Source organism: Streptomyces sp. NBC_00461 (genome assembly GCF_036013935.1).
Classification (GTDB): domain Bacteria; phylum Actinomycetota; class Actinomycetes; order Streptomycetales; family Streptomycetaceae; genus Streptomyces.
Genome location: NZ_CP107902.1, coordinates 8,578,732 through 8,596,050, shown reverse-complemented (window position 1 = coordinate 8,596,050; position 17,319 = coordinate 8,578,732). Strand labels below are relative to the sequence as shown.

At 71.8% G+C, this 17,319-nt stretch carries 12 protein-coding genes, 1 tRNA gene and 1 pseudogene; 10 read left to right on the top strand and 4 right to left on the bottom strand.

The window, feature by feature from the left end:
* Position 1: 1 nt before the first annotated feature.
* From OG870_RS39865 to OG870_RS39830, 8 genes are all read left to right on the top strand, one after another.
* Positions 2 to 823: a thioesterase II family protein gene (locus OG870_RS39865; protein ID WP_327691985.1), complete on the top strand. Its 822-nt coding sequence runs from the start codon at positions 2 to 4 to the stop codon at positions 821 to 823.
* Entirely contained in the window at positions 813 to 2,003 is a 1,191-nt protein-coding gene (locus OG870_RS39860; protein ID WP_327691984.1) for a cytochrome P450, read from the top strand. The genes OG870_RS39865 and OG870_RS39860 overlap by 11 nt, the downstream gene beginning before the upstream one ends.
* Before the next feature lie 13 nt (positions 2,004 to 2,016).
* Positions 2,017 to 2,697 (top strand): uracil phosphoribosyltransferase, encoded by a 681-nt coding sequence (gene upp / locus OG870_RS39855; RefSeq protein ID WP_266529234.1) that lies wholly within the window; start codon positions 2,017 to 2,019, stop codon positions 2,695 to 2,697.
* A 68-nt stretch (positions 2,698 to 2,765) separates the two neighbouring features.
* Positions 2,766 to 4,040: an ATP-grasp domain-containing protein gene (locus tag OG870_RS39850; RefSeq protein WP_327691983.1), complete on the top strand. Its 1,275-nt coding sequence runs from the start codon at positions 2,766 to 2,768 to the stop codon at positions 4,038 to 4,040.
* A 27-nt stretch (positions 4,041 to 4,067) separates the two neighbouring features.
* Positions 4,068 to 5,342 (top strand): histidinol-phosphate transaminase, encoded by a 1,275-nt coding sequence (locus tag OG870_RS39845; RefSeq protein ID WP_327691982.1) that lies wholly within the window; start codon positions 4,068 to 4,070, stop codon positions 5,340 to 5,342.
* A gap of 35 nt (positions 5,343 to 5,377) precedes the next feature.
* Positions 5,378 to 5,806, top strand: a complete 429-nt coding sequence (locus OG870_RS39840) for a cobalamin B12-binding domain-containing protein (protein WP_266591837.1) — start codon at positions 5,378 to 5,380, stop codon at positions 5,804 to 5,806.
* Positions 5,806 to 7,077, top strand: a complete 1,272-nt coding sequence (locus OG870_RS39835) for a methylaspartate mutase (protein WP_327691981.1) — start codon at positions 5,806 to 5,808, stop codon at positions 7,075 to 7,077. The genes OG870_RS39840 and OG870_RS39835 overlap by 1 nt, the downstream gene beginning before the upstream one ends.
* A gap of 72 nt (positions 7,078 to 7,149) precedes the next feature.
* Positions 7,150 to 10,074: an AfsR/SARP family transcriptional regulator gene (locus OG870_RS39830; protein WP_266591833.1), complete on the top strand. Its 2,925-nt coding sequence runs from the start codon at positions 7,150 to 7,152 to the stop codon at positions 10,072 to 10,074.
* On the opposite strand, the gene OG870_RS39825 is transcribed toward OG870_RS39830, so the two are convergent.
* Positions 10,040 to 13,228, bottom strand: a complete 3,189-nt coding sequence (locus tag OG870_RS39825) for a BTAD domain-containing putative transcriptional regulator (protein ID WP_266591831.1) — start codon at positions 13,226 to 13,228, stop codon at positions 10,040 to 10,042. The genes OG870_RS39830 and OG870_RS39825 overlap by 35 nt on opposite strands.
* A gap of 161 nt (positions 13,229 to 13,389) precedes the next feature.
* On the opposite strand from OG870_RS39825, the pseudogene OG870_RS39820 reads away from it, so the two are divergent.
* Positions 13,390 to 13,892, top strand: a pseudogene (locus tag OG870_RS39820) (tyrosine-type recombinase/integrase); the annotation flags it as partial.
* A 111-nt stretch (positions 13,893 to 14,003) separates the two neighbouring features.
* On the opposite strand, the gene OG870_RS39815 reads toward OG870_RS39820, so the two are convergent.
* Positions 14,004 to 14,077 (bottom strand) — tRNA-Pro (locus tag OG870_RS39815).
* Positions 14,078 to 14,222: 145 nt separating this feature from the next.
* Entirely contained in the window at positions 14,223 to 15,671 is a 1,449-nt protein-coding gene (locus OG870_RS39810; RefSeq protein WP_266591827.1) for an MFS transporter, read from the bottom strand.
* Positions 15,672 to 15,961: 290 nt separating this feature from the next.
* Between OG870_RS39810 and OG870_RS39805 the strand changes: the two genes are divergently transcribed.
* Positions 15,962 to 16,540 (top strand): TetR/AcrR family transcriptional regulator, encoded by a 579-nt coding sequence (locus OG870_RS39805; RefSeq protein ID WP_266529269.1) that lies wholly within the window; start codon positions 15,962 to 15,964, stop codon positions 16,538 to 16,540.
* A gap of 123 nt (positions 16,541 to 16,663) precedes the next feature.
* Here the strand turns inward: OG870_RS39805 and OG870_RS39800 are convergent, their stop codons facing one another.
* Positions 16,664 to 17,308 carry a response regulator transcription factor gene (locus OG870_RS39800; protein ID WP_266529272.1) on the bottom strand — a complete coding sequence of 215 codons (645 nt, stop codon included), beginning with the start codon at positions 17,306 to 17,308 and terminating at the stop codon, positions 16,664 to 16,666.
* Between the last annotated feature and the right edge of the window lie 11 nt (positions 17,309 to 17,319).

Sequence of the window (17,319 nt, the reverse complement as noted above, 5' to 3'; positions counted from 1 at the left end):
GGTGGCACCGCGACAGATCGCCGCCGCGCGGCCCGACAGCCCCTGGCTGCGCACCTTCGGGCCGCCGGAGCCTTCGGCCCCGGCCCGGCTCGTGTGCTTCCCGCACGCCGGGGGCGCGGCCAGCTACTTCCGGGACTGGGGCGGCCGGGACCTCGCCGGGGCCGAGGTGTGGGCCGTCCAGTACCCGGGCCGCGAGAACCGGATCCGGGAGGAGTTCCCGCCCGACCTGCACACCCTCGCCGACCGGGTCACCGAGGAGCTGTGCGGACTCCTCGACCGGCCCACCGTCTTCTTCGGGCACAGCATGGGCGCCGTCGTCGGCTACGAGGTCCTGCGCCGCCTCACGGCCGGCAGCCGGGGCGGCGCCGTACGCCACCTCGTGGTCTCGGGGTGCGGCGCCCCCCGCCGGGTGCGCCCCTTCGCCGGACAGGAAGGCGCCCACCTCCTGGACGACGACCGGCTCGTGGCCCTCCTCAAGGAGCTGGGCTCCGGCAACGCGGGCCCGCTGGACGACCCGGACATGCGCTCGGCCTTCCTGCCGGCGGTCCGCCACGACTACCGCATCGTCCAGTCCTACGTCCCGCGCGCCGGCGGCCCGCCCCTGCGGACCGACGTCACCGCGTTCGTGGGCCGCCAGGACGAGGCGGTCGGCGTCGGCGACGCGGGCGCCTGGGCCGGCGCGACCCGGGGCCGCTTCACGCTCCGCACCTTCCCCGGCGGCCACTTCTACCTGGGAGAACACCCGGACGACGTCCTGCACGCCCTGCGCGAGGTCCTCCGTCCCGCCACCACGATCGACACCGGGAGAGCTGATGAACGTTGACCTGTCCGATCCGCTCCTGTACCGGGACTCCGACCCCGGACCGGTCTGGTCGCGGTTGCGCGCCGAACACCCCGTCCACCGCAACGAGCGGGCCAACGGGGAGCACTTCTGGGCGGTGATGACCCACGGCCTGTGCACGGACATGCTGACCGACGCCCGCGTGTTCAGCTCCCAGAACGGGATGCGCCTCGACTCCGACCCGCAGGTCCTCGCCGCCGCGGCCGGCAAGATGCTCAACATCACCGACCCGCCCCGGCACGACAAGATCCGCAAGGTCGTCAGCTCGGCGTTCACCCCGCGCATGGTGAGCCGGCTGGAGGCCACCATGCGCAGGACGGCCGCCAAGGCCATCGACGAGGCGCTGGCCGCAGGGGAGTGCGAGTTCACGAGCGTCGCCCAGAAACTGCCGGTCTCGGTCATCTGCGACATGCTCGGCGTCGCGCCCGCCGACTGGGACTTCATGGTCGAGCGCACCCGCTTCGCCTGGAGCTCCACCGCCCTCGACGAGGCCGAGGAGGCGCGCAAGATCCAGGCCCACACCGAGATCCTGCTCCACTTCCAGGACCTCGCCGCGCAGCGCAGGCGGGAGCCGAAGGACGACCTCATGAGCGCCCTGGTGTGCGGCGAGATCGACGGCGCCCCGCTGACCGACCAGGAGATCCTCTACAACTGCGACGCCCTGGTCTCCGGCGGCAACGAGACGACCCGGCACGCCACTGTCGGCGGACTGCTCGCCCTCATCGACAACCCGGACCAGTGGCACCGCCTGCGCGACGAGCCCGCCCTCATGCCCTCCGCGATCCAGGAGATCGTGCGCTACACCTCGCCCGTCATGCACGCGCTGCGCACCGCGACCGAGGACGTCGAGTTCGGCGGCGAGCTGATCAGCGCCGGGGACCACGTCGTCGCGTGGCTGCCCTCGGCCAACCGCGACGAGAAGGTCTTCGACGACCCCGACCGCTTCGACATCGAGCGCGAACCCAACCGCCATCTGGGCTTCATCCAGGGCAACCACTACTGCATCGGCTCCTCGCTCGCCAAGCTCGAACTCACGGTGATGTTCGAGGAACTCCTGGCGCGGGTCGAGGTCGCCGAACTCGCCGGCCAGGTCCGCCGCCTGCGCTCGAACCTGCTGTGGGGGTTCGACTCGCTTCCCGTGAAATTCGTTCCGAGGGCCTGAGGAGAGCTGCCCCATGACCGCGCCGACCGCCCCCTCGATCGACAAGTACCTCGGCACCAACGTCCGTCTGCTGCCCCAGACCGACCAACTGCGCGCCCTGCACACCGCGATCCGCGACCGGGACGCCCGCCGCGAGGACTTCGTCCGCTACTCGCGCCGGATCATCCGCCTGCTGATCGAGGCGGGCATGGACCTGCTGCCCTTCGAGCCGCACGAGGTCCGCACCCCGACCGGCGCCGCCTACCAGGGGCTGCGCTTCGCCTCCGGGCTGTGCGGGGTCACCGTGGTGCGCGCCGGGGAGAGCATGGAGGGCGAACTGCGGGACGTCTGCCCGGGGATCAGGATCGGGAAGATCCTCATCCAGCGGGACGAGACGACCAAAGAGGCCCGCCTCTACTACACCGCCCTGCCCGCCGACATCGCCCGGCGGCACGTCCTGCTGCTCGACCCGGTCATGGCGACCGGCGGGACCGCGCTGGCGGCGCTGCGGGTGCTGACGGACCTCGGCGTGCCCGAGGAGAACATCGTCTTCGTCAACTTCATCACCGTCCCCGAGGGCATCACCGCCGTCAGCGAGCAGTACCCGCGGGTGCGGATCGTGACCTCCGCCATCGAGGAGCGGCTGACCGAGGACGCGTGGATGCTGCCCGGCATCGGGGACTTCGGGGACCGCTACTTCGGCACGGACGCCTGACGCGTGCGCGGCCGGCTTCCCCGAGCGGCCTGGAAGACCGTGAAACGACGACTGATCGAAGGATGCACATGAAGGCCGAACAGGGGCCGTTTCTCCTGCTGAACACCAAGGAGATCGTCTCGCGCCTGCACGAGTGGTTCCCCGACGCCGCGCGGGAGCTGGTCGTGGTGACCACGAGAGCGGACATCCCCTCCGCCGACATCGCCGCGTACGCACAGCGCTTCCTCCACCTGGAGGTGGTGCCCAACCTCTGGGAGCTGCCGGACGACGAACTCCTGGACCTCGCCCGGCGGTTCGGCGTACGCCGGATCCTGTCGCTCGGCGAGCGCGAGGTGCTGCGCGCGGCGCGCATGCGGGCCGAACTCGGCCTGCCCGGCCAGAGCCTCGACTCGGCCACGGCGTACCGGGACAAGCACGTCATGAAGTCGACCCTGGCGGCGGCGGGCATCGACGTCGCCCCCATGCGCAAGTTCCGGTCCAACGACGAACTCGCCGAGTTCACGTGGAAGGTCGGCTTCCCGGTCGTCGTCAAGGAACTCGACTCCGGCGCGTCGAACGGCACCGTGGTCCTGATGGACGAAGAGGACCTGCGCGCCCTCCCGGAGCGTGCCACCGGAACCCCCCGGCTGGCCGAAGCCTGGGTCGAGGGCGACTTCTACCACGTCAACGGCCTCATGAAGGACGGCGAGGTGGTGCTGGCGGTGCCCTCCCGCAACCTGTACTCCGACTGGTTCTCGGTCGCCTACGACGCCCCGACCATGACGGGGATGATGCCCGACGAGCACCCCCTGTCCGAGCGGCTGCGCAGCACCGCGCGGCAGGTCGTGGCCGCGCTGCCCGCCGTACCCGACCTGTGCGCCTTCCACCTCGAACTGTTCCACACCGCCGACGACCGCGTGGTCGTCTGCGAGATCGCCTGCCGGGCGGGCGCGGCCCTCGTCACCGACGTCCACGAAGCCGTGCTGGATATGAACTTCTACGGCGCGAGCCTGCTCGGCCAGGCCGGACGCGGTGACCATGTCGAGATCCGCCCGACCGGCGAACGGCTCGGCTTCGTCTGGTTCCCGCCGGCCAAGGGAGTCCTGCGCGCGCTGCCCGACACGTGCCCGCTGCCGGGGACGGTGAGCTACCGGCCCTGCGGCGACGTCGGACGCCTCTACGGCAGCTCCCCCGGACTCGGCCGGCCCGTCGCCGAGATGGTCTTCCGGCTCACCGAGCCGGACACCGGGGCGGAGCTGCGGCGGATCGAGGAGTGGTGGGACGACAACGTCGTCTGGGAGCACCGGACCAACGCGGTGCCCGAGCGCTGGAAGACGCCCCGAAGGAAGCCGGCCGACGCGTAGCGGCCCGGCGATCGGACCGGAGGACCCGTGTACGAACTGCTGAAGACGATCATGATCGAGGAGCTGGAGGTGGAGGCCGACCATGTGTCCCCGGACGCGAGCCGCGAGGACGCGGGCCTGGACTCCCTCGCCACCTTCGAACTCTCCCTGGCGCTCAGCCAGCGCCTCGGCGTCACCATCGCCGACGAGGACCTGTTCGGCCTCAAGACACTGGCGGACATCGCCGAGTTCCTGGAGAAGCGCATCGGAGGGGGAGCTCCCCAGGACGCCGGGCTCGCCCGGCTGCTCGGCGGCGAGGAGGGCTTCCACCCCGACCGCCCCGCCCCCGCCCACCAACTCGCCCGCAACGAAACCCCGTTCCAGCCCCCCGAGTCCGTGCTGGACGCGATCACCCGCGCCGCCGCCGAGGCCAACCGGTACCCGGACCCGGCCTGCGGAGCGCTGCGCGCCGCACTCGCCCGGCACTACGATCTCTCCCCGGACCGCGTCGCGGTGGGCGCCGGATCGATCACGCTCCTCCAGGCACTGCTCACGGTGACCGTCGAACCGGAAGCAGCCGTCGCCTACTCGTGGCCGTCCTTCGACGGCTACGAGGTGCTCGCGGACCTCGCCGGATTCCGCACGGTACGCGTCCCGCTGGCCGACGACGGGCACGACCTCGACGCCCTGGCCGCGGCGGTCGACGAGCACACCCGCCTGGTGCTGCTCTGCAACCCCAACAACCCCACCGGCACCGCGTCGGGCGAGGCCGACCTCCTGCGGTTCCGCGACGCCGTCCCGCGCACGTGCCTGGTCGTGCTCGACGAGGCGTACTGCGAATACGCGCGGGACCCCGGCCTCGGTGCCCGCCTGCTCACCTCGTGGCCGAACCTGATCGTCGCCCGCACCTTCTCCAAGGCGTACGGCCTCGCCGGCCTGCGCGTCGGCTACCTGCTCGCGGAGCCCGGCCTGATCTCCCGCGTCCAGCGCATGGTCATGCCGTTGAGCGTCAGCGACGTCGCCCAGGCCGCCGCCGTCGCGTCGCTGGCGGCGGAGAAGGAGCTCCTCGGCCGCGTCCAGGACACGGCCGCCGAACGGGACCGCGTCCGCGCCGCGCTGCTCGCCCTGGGATTCGACGTGCCGCCCTCGGAGGCGAACTTCCTCTGGCTGCCGCTCGGCGCTCGTGCCCAGGAGTTCGCCGCCGCGTGCGCGTCGGCCGGAGTCGACGTACGGCCCTATCCGGGTGATGGCGTGCGCGTGACGACAGGAACCGCGGAGGACAATGACGCGTTCCTGGCAGCGGCCGAGATGAACCGCCCGTGAATTCCGTTTCCCGTGGAAACGGAAGGACATTCGTCGTGACCAGTGTTTCGTCGGATTCCCACATGTGGAACCTCGTTTTTCTCCAGTTATTGCTTGAGGAGAACGGCGGACAGGTGGTCAACCTCGGCGCGTGCACTCCGGACGAACTGGTCATGTCCGAATGCCTCAGAATCCGTCCGGACGCCTTGGTCATCAGCACGGTCAACGGGCACGGCCATATCGACGGCCTACGGCTGATCAGAAAGATTCGCGGGCATTCGGGGCTCGCCCCCATGAAAGTCGTCATCGGGGGAAAGCTCGGCGTCCACGGTTCCCGGCACGCGGGGTCCCGGGCGGAACTGGTCGCGAACGGCTTCGACGCGGTGTTCGAGGCGGACGCCGATCTCGACCGGTTCCTCGACTGCCTCGGACTGGGCACGCCCGCGCCGAAACGCGTCGCCTCTACGGAAATCCGGAGTACCTGATGGCACCTCCTACCGGACCCGGACGCTTCACCCGGTTCGTCCGGCGGGCGTCGAGCGAGGGGAAACTGGTCGTCCAGCCGCGCATGGGGTTCGGCACGGTCGAGCAGATGCGCGCGGGACTCGATGCGGTCAGGAACGTCGACGCGGCCACAGTGGGCACCATCACCGTCGACAGCTACACACGGGTGAACGATCACGCCTCGGCCCATCTCGCTCTGGAGAAGGGCGCGGACCTCAACGGGTTCCCGCTGGTGGCCCACGGCGCGGCGGTGACCCGCGAGGTGCTCGCCGGGATCGCGGGCGACGACTTCCCGGTGCAGGTGAGGCACGGCTCGGCGTTGCCCCGCGAGTTGTTCGAGGGACTGGTGGCGGCCGGCGCCGACGCCACCGAAGGCGGCCCTGTCTCCTACTGTCTGCCGTACAGCCGCGCCCCTCTGGCACAAGCCGTCGACGCCTGGGCGGAATGCTGCGAGATGCTCGCGGGAATCAGCGAACCGGTGCATCTGGAGAGTTTCGGCGGCTGCATGCTGGGACAGTTGTGCCCGCCGAGCCTGCTGATCTCCCTGAGCATTCTGGAAGGCTTGTTCTTCCGCGAACACGGACTGCGGGACATTTCCGTCAGCTACGCCCAGCAGACGAATCAGCAACAGGACATCGAGGCGATCCACGCCCTGCGCGCGCTGGCGAAGGAATGGCTCGGAGACACCGACTGGCACGCCGTCCTGTACACCTACATGGGCGTTTATCCCCGCAGCCGACAGGGGGCGTACGGGCTGCTCGAAGCGAGTGCGAGGCTCGCCGCCAGATCCGGGACCGAGCGGCTGATCGTCAAGACCGCGGTGGAGGCCAGCAGAATCCCGTCGATCACGGAGAACGTCGACGCCCTGGAACGCGCCGCGAGGGCGGCCGAGCGGGAGGCGGTGGCCGAACCGGCCGGAATTCCGGACTCCGGGATCTACGAGGAGGCCCAGGCAATCATCACGCACACGCTGACCCTCGGCAGCGATGTCGGAAAGGCGCTCGTCCGCGCGTTCGCCCTCGGGCACCTCGACATCCCGTTCTGCCTACACCAGGACAACGCGAACCGCTGCCGGGCCCGCATCGACGACCGTGGCCGGCTCACCTGGGCCGACCCCGCAGGGGTGCCGATTCCCCGGGCGCGCGATCTGGCCAGGAACCGGCAGCGGCTCACCGCCCGGGGCCTCCTCGACATGCTCAGTTACAACGAACGGCGCTACGACCACCCGTCCCGGACCAGCCACCCTCGTTGACGGGCCGCACGGCGAGGAAGATCACGAACTAGGGTTGGAGCGTTCGAGATCCTCCTACCGGGACCAGTGAAGATGAGAGAAGACCAGGATCATCACGTGCGGTTCGCGGTCCTGGGGTCGGTCAAAGTGTGGCGGCGAGGCGCCGAGTTACCCCTCGGACCACCGAAGCAGCGCGCCTTACTGGCGTTGCTCCTGCTGCACGCCGGAGAGACCGTCGGCCTGAGCCAGATCGTCGACGTCCTGTGGCACGGCGACCCTCCGAACAGCGCCGTGAACGTCGTCCACCGCCACATCGGCTCCTTGCGGAAACTGCTGGAGCCCGACCTCCCGCCCCGCGCCCCGGGCGCCGTGCTGGTGCGCCGCGCCGGGGGGTACGGCATCGACGCCGACGCCACCACCCTCGACCTGCCGCGCTTCCGTGAACTTCTCGCCCGCGCCCGCAACGCCACCGACGACGGCGAGGTGAGCGCCGCCGCCGAGCTCTACACCCAGGCCCTCTCCCTCTGGCGCGGAGAAGCAGCGCAAGGAGTCTCCCCGGACATCCGGGTGCACCCCCTGTTCTCCGCCGTCGACAGCGAACACCTGGCGGCCCTGCGCGAGGGCGCCGACCTGATGCTGGCGCTGGGCACACCCGCCCCGGTCCTGCCCCTGCTGCAACGGGCGATCGCGCAGTACCCGCTGGACGAGGCGGTGCACGCCCGGCTGATCCAGGCGCTCGCCCGGACGGGGCGTCAGGCGGAGGCGTTCGGCCTGTTCCAGGAGATGAGCCTGCGGCTGAAGAACGAGCTCGGCATCGAGCCGGGCCGCGAGCTCCGCCTTGCCCACGCGAGCCTACTGCGCAGCTCGGAACAGGCCGCGACACCGAAGGACGAGCGCCGGGAAGCCCCGCCGGCGGAGAACCCCGCGCCGCCGAACGCGCCGGCTACGGTCCGTCCCACCCAACTCCCGCTGGACCTACGCACCTTCGTCGGCCGCCGGGACGAACTGGCCCGGATCACCAGCGCCCTCGACAAGCTCGACGAAGCCTCCGCGACCAGCTCGGCGGTGATCAACACTATCGAGGGAATGGCCGGCGTGGGCAAGACGACCCTCGCCGTGCACCTCGCCCACCGCCTCGCGCCCCGGTTCCCCGACGGCCAGCTCTACGTCAACCTCCGCGGCTTCGACGCGAGCGGACCCTGCGTCACCGCCGCCGAGGCCCTGCGCTCGTTCCTCATCGCCCTCGGCGTCTCCGCCCGCCACCTGCCCGCCGACCTCGACTCCCAGATGGCCCTGTACCGGAGCATCCTCGCGGACCGCCGGGTTTTGATCGTCCTCGACAACGCCCGCGACTCGCAGCACGTACGCCCCCTGCTGCCGGGCAGCTGCACCTGCCTCGTCGTCATCACCAGCCGCACCCAGCTGCGCGGCCTCGTCGCCACCCACGGAGCCGCCCCCCTGATCCTCGGCCCACTCAGCGAGGCGGAGTCCCGTGAGGTCCTCGCGCGCCACCTGGGCCAGGACCGCACCGCCGCCGAACCCGAGGCCGTCGACGCGATCGTGGAGTTCTGCCACCGCCTGCCTCTCGCCCTCGCGGTCATCGCGGCGCGCGCGGCCACCCTGCCCGGCTTCTCCCTCGCCTCCATCGCCGCCGAACTCCGGGCCGACCACGACAGCCTCGACGCCTTCGCCGACGACGACCCCTACACCGACCTGCGCACCGTCTTCTCCTGGTCCCTCGACGGCCTCGGCCCCGAGGCGGCCAGGCTCCTGCGGCTGCTGTCCCTGCACCCCGGACCGGACCTGTCCGCCTCGGCCGCGGCGAGCCTGGCCGCGCTGCCGCCGCGCCGGACCACGACGCTGCTGGCCAAACTCGCCGACGCCCACCTGATGATCCGGCCGCTGCCGAACCGCTTCGTCTTCCACGACATGCTCAAGATCTACGCGTCCGAGCAGCTCCAGGACCACGACGACGCCGACACGCGCGCAGCAGCCGTACGGCGGCTGCTCGACCACTACGTCCACGGCGCCCACGCCGCCACGACCGCACTGACCCCCGACCGCATCGACGCCGCCCCCGACGCCCCCGCCGAACCGGGCGTCGAACTGGAGCCCCTCACCGACCCGGCCTCGGCCGCCGCCTGGCTGGAGCGGGAACTGCCCGTGCTGCTGGCCACCGTGGAGCGGGCCGGGAGCACGGGCTACCCGGACCGCGCCTGGCTGCTGGCCCAGACCCTGGAGCTGTACCTGGACCGCAGGGGCCGCTGGCAGGACCAGATCGACGTCCAGTCCATCGCCGTGGACGCCGCCCTCGCGCTCCAGGACCGGCGCCGCGAGGCGAAGGCCCGCCGGGCCCTGGGATTCGCGTACGGGCGCCTCGCCCAGGACGACCGGGCCCACACCGAACTCCAGGAAGCGATGGCCCTGTTCACCGGACTCGGCGATCAGGGCGGCCAGGCCCGCACGCACCGGTCGCTGGCCTTCCTGGCCAACGTCCGCGACGACCACGACGCGGCCCTGCGCCACTACGCGCAGGCCCTCGACCTGTACCGGGCGGTCGGCAACTGCACCGGACAGGCGCTCGTCCTCAACGAGACGGGTTGGACCCACATCCTGAACGGCGCCTACCAGCAGGCCGTGGCCGTGTGCGCCAAGGCGGTGGCCCTGCACAAGGGGAGCGGCGACGCCACCGGCGAGGCCGCGGCCTGGGACAGCCTCGGCTACGCCCACCACCACCTGGGCCACCACGAGGAAGCCCTCCGCTGTTACGAGCGCGCCCTGAAGTTCTACCAGCACATGAACGACCGCTACCTGGAGGCCGACACCCTCCTGCACATGGGAGACACCCACGAGGCCCGGGGAAACCGCGCCGCCGCCCTGCCCCTGTGGCGGGAGGCGGTGCGGATCCTCGACGGACTCGGCCACCCCGAGGCCGGACAGGCCCGCGCCCGGCTGAGAGGCGAAGGAGCCGACGACCCGGCCGCTACGAAACGGACGTCAGGGGACACAGCCGGGTGAACGGCAGAGTGCGGCTCACATAGGCGAACTCCCCGCGGGACCTGACCTCCGCGGCCGACGACCGCAGCGTCCGCCTGGCGTCCTCGACCGCCCCGCTGCTGTGCTGGGCGTGGGCCAGCAGGCCCAGGTGGAGCGGCAGCCGGATGAGCAGCCGCCGCTCGCGCAGCTCGGCGACCGCCGACTCCAGGCTGTCGAGCGCGGCGGCCTCGCCGGTCTGCTGGAGCGCCCAGCTCCGGCACACCTGGAGCATGGCGGTCCAGTGGCTCAGCCCGTGGGCGCGGGCGATGTCCAGGCCCCGGCCGCTGGAGGCCGCCGCCCCGTGGGGGTCCTCGCCCAGGGCCGCTATCAGGGAGTGGAAGTAGTACGCGCTCGCATGGTCGACCGGCGTGCCGTCCCGGCCGGTGGCCACGAGCAGCTCCTCGCACAGCGCCCGCGCCTCGTCGGTGGCGCCGAGCAGCCACAGGGTGAGGACGCGATGGTTCGTGGCCAGGAACCGCGGGTCGTGCTGGGAGCGGCGGATCATGCCGTCCCGCTGTTCGGGCGTCAGCTTCTCGGCCATTCGCTCCGCCTCGGTCAGGGAGGTGAGCGCGTCGGCGGTCTCGCTGGGCAGCTGGATCAGCCCGCGCGCGATCCGCTCGTAGAACCGGATCTCCGGGGCGCCGGACCGCTCGGCGAGGGCGCGCAGCTGCTCCACGTGCCGGGCGCCCTCGGCGTGCCGGCCGGTGACCAGTTCGGCCGCGAACTGCTGCAGCAGCATGGCGCCCTCCTCGGTGGTCCGGCCCGCCGTGGCGGCGGACAGCTTCCGGATGCGCCCGGCCTCGGCCTCCACCTGCCGGTCGCCGTAACCGCGGGTGATGCTCACCGTGTAGAGGAGCGTGGCGCGCAGGTCCAGCGTCTGCTCGGTTGCCGCGTCACCGTCCCGGGGCGAGGCGCAGAGCAAAGTGTGCGCGTGCTCGAACCAGGTCTGCGCGCGCCGGTAGTCGCCGTCGCCGATGGCCTGTTCGCCGGCGCGCCTGAGGTGCGGCAGCACGTCCTCGGCCGGCAGGGCCAGCACGGCCTGCCAGGCGTGCTCGGCCATTTGCTCGCTCACCTCGGGGGAGCCGCCGTGGCGGGCGCCGAGCACGCCGACGGCGCGCGCGTGCAGGGCCGCCCGCTCCTGGCAGCGCAGCTCCGCCAGGAGGACATCGCGGATGAGGCCGTAGCGGAAGACGAGCCGGTGCGGGTCGTCGGGGTCGCTGCGCATGAGCCCGGTCCCCAGGACCTCTTCCAGGACGTCGTGGCCGGCCCCGCCGTCGTCCAGCATGGCGGTCAGCGAGGCCAGCGCCGCCTCGCCGCCGAGCACGGCGCAGCACTGGAGGAGGTGCAGGACGCGCGGGGGCAGCTCGGCGAACCGCCGGCGCAGCATGCTGCGGACGCCCGTCGGGATCCCGGCGCGGACGACGTCGGCGGCACGGGGGTCGCGCAGGCGCCGCGCCCCGCCGGCGTCGGCGAGCAACTGGTCGAGGAGGTAGGGGTTGCCGGCGCTGCGCTCGTACAGCGCCCGTACGACGGACGCGTCGACGCCGGGCCCGGCCTGGGCCGTGACCGCGGCCCGGACGTAGTCCTCGGTCAGGTTGTCCAGGTGCACGACCTTGGTGCGGGAGTCGGCCAGGAGGTCGACGAGCGGGCCGTCGGTGTCGGGCCCGGCCCCGAGACCGGGTTCGCGGACCGTGATCACCACGCTGACGGGCCGCCCCTGTGTGCGGCTGCTGAACAGTCCCAGCACGTCGAGCGTGAGCCGGTCCGCCCGGTGCACGTCTTCGAGGACGAGCAGAAGCGGGCTGTCGTCGGCGCACTGGAGGATCGCCTCGCACAGCACGTCCTGGGCGAGGAAGTCCATCTGGTCCGAGGGGGGTACCGACAGCGTTGTCATCGGATGCCGTTCTGCGCACTGCTTGCGCAGGTCGTCGAAGGACACCCCGTACAGGATTTCGAGCCGCCGCAGCACCTGCTGCCACACCCAGCCGGCGGGCATCCCCTCGCTGCCGCGGCAGTTGACGCGGATCACCTCCGCCTGCGGGTGCGGCGGCTGCGCCTGATCCGTGGCCCGCGCCACCAGTTCGGTCTTGCCGACGCCCGCCTCGCCGACGACGGCGGTGGTGTGCCCGCTGCCGCGCAGGGCGCCGGTGATGGACGACCGCAAAGCGTCGAGGGCGTCGTCGCGGCAGGGGAAGGCGGACCAGGCCGCCGGTGCCGTATCCCGCTGTCCGGCCTCGGGGACGGCCGCCGGACCGTCCGCCGGCGCGGGCCCCTCCGCCTCCCGCTCGGCCACGGTGCCGGGCCGGACGCGTACCTCGACGGCGGCCGGGGCGGGCGTCTGGTCGTCGAGTTCGTGGCGCAGCAGGGCGAGATGGACGCGCTGGAGCTCGCGGGCCGGGGCGACCCCGAGTTCCTCGGAGAGGTAGGCGCGCGTCCGGTCGTACAGCTGGAGCGCCTCGGCCTGCCGGCCCAGGCGGTACAGGCCCGTCATGAGGCTGCCGACCAGGCGTTCGTCGGTGGGCTGGAGGGACACCTCGCGGCGCAGCAGCGCGACGGCGTCACCGGCCTCGCCGAGCGCGAGGAGCGTGTCGGCGTGGGCCGCGACGGCGGTGGTCCGCAGGAGGCTCAGGCGGGCGGCCTCCTCCGCGAGCGGGGTGTAGGCCGCGAGGTCCAGGAAGGGGTCGGCCCGCCATAATCGCAGCGCCTTGTCGAACACGTCGCGGGCGTCCTGGAGCCGGCTGTCGGCCACATGGCGCTGCCCCTGGGAGACGAGGCTCTCGAACCGGGACAGGTCGAACGTGCCCGGCTCCACCGTCAGGACGTACCCGGGGGCCTGGTAGCGCAGCGGGGCGATCGGCCCGTGCCGCCCCGTCAGCACCCGCCGCAGGTGGGACAGGTACGTCTGCAGGGTGGCCTGCGGGCGTCTGGGGAGGCTGTCGCCCCACAGTTCGTCGACGAGCTGATCGGCGGGCACCACCTGGCCCAGCCGGATCAGCAGCAGTCCCAGCACGGCCCGGTGCCGTGGAGGACCGAGAGGCACCTGCTCGGCCCCGCGCCGAGCCGTCATCACACCGAAAGCCTCGAACGACAGATCTGCCAGGGACGCGGTTTGTTGCTCTTGAGCTGTGTACGCCATGCCGGGGGCTCTTGCCTTTCGACGGTCACTTGACGGGCGGTCGATCGTACGGCGGGGCAGGTGCTGAAACAGTGCCGATCAAGTGACGCTCTGAACACGCCATGACACGGACGGGTACGAGCCATGTGCCGGGCGCCGGGCGGCTCAGAGCCAGTCGCGGCGCTTACATCGACACCACCCAGTGGATCTGGACCGTTCGACGCCAGACCACACCCGCGCCCGGCGGACTGACCGACAAGGGCACCAAGGGCAAGCGGGCCCGCAAGGTTCCCTCGTCGATGAGATCCGCCCCCTCGTCGCCCAGCGCGTCCTGTCCGCCGCCCCGAATCCCGACGCCCGCCTGTTCACCGGCCCGCGCGGCGGACGCATCTCCACCGCCGTCCTGCGCGACGCCACACACTGGGACGACGTGGTCACCAAGCTCGGCTACGAGCACCTGCGCCGCCACGACCTCCGGCACACCGGACTGACCTGGTTCGCCGACGCAGGCGTGCAGGTCCACGTCCTGCGACGCATCGCCGGCCACGGATCCCTGACCACCACTCAGCGCTACCTGCACCCGGACGTACACAAGATCACGGCCGCCGGGGCGGCGCTCTCCGCGCACCTCAGCGTGCTGCGCGCACCACGCTCACTGCCGAGTCCGATCGTCGTGACCCGCTGACCTCGGTCAAGGACGCCGGTCCCCAACTGGTCCCCAACTGGTCCCCAACAATGGTCAAGGGCCGGTTCCGGATGTCTCCGAAACCGGCCCTGACCTTGCGACTGTCTCCAGTCGGGACGACAGGATTTGAACCTGCGACCCCTTGACCCCCAGTCAAGTGCGCTACCAAGCTGCGCCACGTCCCGGTGCGCTTCCGCGGTGAACCGCGTGATCGCGCAGGTCAACTTTACCGTACGTACACCGGTGTTCTCACCAGGCCCTGTGACCGTCCCTGCGGCCGGACCTCCGCGGCGGAGGCGGCCCGGTGGATCCGGGTCGCCTCCGTGGACGTCAGCCTCGGGTGCCCGGCGCCACCGGCTCCGGAGCCGCCGGTGCCTCGGAGGCGGCCCGCGGTGTCCCCGCGAGGCGGCCCGGGCGCTGTACCGGCACCAGCAGCGCCGCCAGTGCCGCCGCCAGGCACAGGACCGCCAGCAGGGCGAAGCCGTGGGTGTAGCCGGAGGCGTACGGCAGGCCCGAAGGCTGGAGGTGGCCGGTGACCAGGACGCTGGTCACCGCGGCGCCGAGGGAACCGCCGATGGTGCGGATGTTGGCGTTCATGCCGGTCGCGGCGCCGGTCTGGGAGGCCGGGACGCTGCCGACGATCAGATTGGCCATGGAGGCGAAGGCCAGGCCGATACCGAGGCCGAACACGCCGGAGACCAGGGCGATCTGCCATTGCTGGTCGTGGAGGGCGGCGAGCAGGCCGAGGGCGAGGGCGCCGAGTGCGGCACCGGTCGTCAGCAGCGCCTTCGCACCCACGACAGGCGCCAGGCGGCCGCTCAGGATGCCCGAGAAGAACATCGCCACCAGCATGGGCAGCATGAGCAACCCGGAGGCCGTGACGCTCGCGCCGAAGCCGTAGCCCGCGGAGCTCGGCGTCTGGACGAAGCCGGGCAGGAAGGACCAGAGCGCGTACATGCCGGCGCCGAACAGCAGGGCCGCGGCGTTGGTGGTCCACACGGCCGGCAGCCGCATGACGCGCAGGTCGATCAGCGGGGTGCGGGAGCGGGCCTCGGCGAGCAGCCATGCGGTGAACAGGACGACCGCCGCGGCGAACAGGCCGACGGTCTTCACCGATCCCCAGCCCCACACGCTCGCCTGGCTCAGCGGCAGCAGCAGCGCCACCAGCCAGGCCGACAGCAGACCAGCGCCCAGCCAACTGACCTTCCCCTCCGCCCGGTTGGGCGACTCGGGCACATAGCGCAGGGCTATCAGAGCGGTGACCGCCACGACCGCGACCGGGATCCAGAACAGCCACCGGTAGTCGAGCGCGGACACGATCGGGCCGGCCGCGACGATGCCGACGCCGCCGCCCGCGGCGATCACGGCGGACAGGTTGCTGATGCTGCCCGGGACCTCGGACGCGGCGAACTCGTCCCGGATGATGCCGAAGGAGAGCGGGAAGAGCGCGCCGCCGACGCCCTGGACGACGCGGGCGACGATCAGTGCACCGATGTTCGGGGCGAGCGCGGCGAGCAGACAGCCGAGCAGGACGACGAGCAGGACGGCGACGAGGGTGCGCTTCTTGCCGATCAGGTCGCCGACGCGGCCGAGGATCGGGGTGAAGACGGAGGCGGACAGCAGATAGGCCGTCATCACCCAGGTCGCTGTGGACTGTGAGGTGTGCATGGCGTGCTGGACGGTCGGCAGGGCCGGCGCGATCAGCGACTGCAGCATGGCGAATACACCGGCACCGGTCGCGAGGACCGCGAAGGTGAGACGGGCGGACTTGCGGGGCATGGAGGGCCTCTCCGAACGAACGGGGTGCGGCCGAGGATCTCGGGCCACGGTCGTACGGACCCGGAGTGCCGATGGGACGGCAGCGGGCACGCCGACGGCCGCGGTGGTGAGCGGTCGCGGAAAGGTGGTGGAGATGGAGCTGGAAATGGAGGCAGAGGTGAAGGCGTCGCCGATGCGTGCGGCCGCACGCATCCACGGCGAGCGCACCCGCACTGCTAAAGTGGAGGTACCCCTCCACTGTACCGGAGGCACACCTCCGGTTCAACCTCGTACCGCCCCGGGAGGCAGCAGTGTCGGCCCAGCCGTTCCCCGTCCGTGAGCTCGTGGCGTCCAAGCGCCCCCATCGCAAGGACGCCGCGCGCAATTACGACGCCCTGCTGACCGCTGCGCGCGAGGCGTTCGCCGTGCACGGCGCCGAGGCGTCCCTGGAGGACATCGCGCGTCGCGCGGGGGTCGGCATCGGCACGCTGTACCGGAACTTCCCGTCCCGTCGCGAACTGTTCGAGACCGTGTACGCGGACGAGGTCAACGAACTCGTCCGGGTCGCCGAGGAGGTCGCCGACCTGGAGCCGTGGGAGGCCCTGACCTCCTGGCTGGCCCGGTTCACGGGCTACATGGTGACCAAGCGGGCCGTGCGCGAGGCGCTCGACGACGAGTCCGAGATCTTCGACGCCTGCCGCGAGTCGATGTACGCGGCAGGCGGCCCGCTCTTCGAGCGGGCGCAGGAGGCGGGCGTGGCCCGCAAGGACATGGACTTCAGCGACCTGCTGCGGTTGGTCGCGGGCGTCACCGGGACGGTCTTCGGCGACGACGCCCAGCGGGACCGGGTGCTTGCCATCGCGCTGGACGGGGTGCGCGCCGGACGCTGAGCCTGCCGGCCGCCGGCGGGTGGGGGCGCCCAGGAGCTGGGGTGAACCGGCGCCTCAGCAGCTGGACGCGCGAACATCTCTCAGCCGAGAACCAGTTGGGTTCGGACCATCAGGTCCGGCTGCTCATGCGCCCAGGTAGCGCAGTACCGCCAGCACCCGCCGGTTCGCGTCCTCGGACGCCGGGAGGCCCAACTTGCCGAAGACGGCGGCCACATGCTTCTCCACCGTGCCGGCCGACACCGTCAGCGTGTGAGCGATCGCGGCGTTCGACCGGCCCTCCGCCATCAGCGCCAGCACCTCGCGCTCGCGTGCCGTCAGCGTTTCGAGTGCCTCGATCCGGCGGCCGGCACCGGCGAGTTGGGTGACGACCTCGGGATCGAGGGCCGTTCCGCCCGCCGCCACCCTGGTCAGGGCGTCGGTGAACTCGGCCACGTTGGCGACCCGGTCCTTGAGCAGATAGCCGACGCCGGCCGAGCCCGCGGCCAGCAGCCTCATGGCGTACTTGGTCTCGATGTACTGGGAGAAGAGCATCACCCCGGTACCGGGATGCTCCCGCCGGATGTCGATGGCCGCGTGCAGGCCCTCGTCCGTGTGGGTGGGCGGCATCCGGATGTCGATGACCCCGACGTCCGGCCGGTGCCCGGCCACGGCCGCTCGCAGCGCGTCGGCGTCACCGACGGCGGCGCACACCTCATGGCCGCGCTCGGTGAGCATCGCGGCCAGCAACTCCCGTAGCACCGCGGCATCTTCGGCGATCACGACGCGCATAGGGGCATGCT

Coding starts and splice junctions, on each gene's coding strand:
- OG870_RS39860 (WP_327691984.1), top strand. CDS start 813: ATGAACGTTGACCTGTCCGATCCGCTCCTGTACCGGGACTCCGACCCC.
- upp (WP_266529234.1), top strand. CDS start 2,017: ATGACCGCGCCGACCGCCCCCTCGATCGACAAGTACCTCGGCACCAAC.
- OG870_RS39850 (WP_327691983.1), top strand. CDS start 2,766: ATGAAGGCCGAACAGGGGCCGTTTCTCCTGCTGAACACCAAGGAGATC.
- OG870_RS39835 (WP_327691981.1), top strand. CDS start 5,806: ATGGCACCTCCTACCGGACCCGGACGCTTCACCCGGTTCGTCCGGCGG.
- OG870_RS39830 (WP_266591833.1), top strand. CDS start 7,150: ATGAGAGAAGACCAGGATCATCACGTGCGGTTCGCGGTCCTGGGGTCG.
- OG870_RS39825 (WP_266591831.1), bottom strand. CDS start 13,228: ATGGCGTACACAGCTCAAGAGCAACAAACCGCGTCCCTGGCAGATCTG.
- OG870_RS39810 (WP_266591827.1), bottom strand. CDS start 15,671: ATGCCCCGCAAGTCCGCCCGTCTCACCTTCGCGGTCCTCGCGACCGGT.
- OG870_RS39800 (WP_266529272.1), bottom strand. CDS start 17,308: ATGCGCGTCGTGATCGCCGAAGATGCCGCGGTGCTACGGGAGTTGCTG.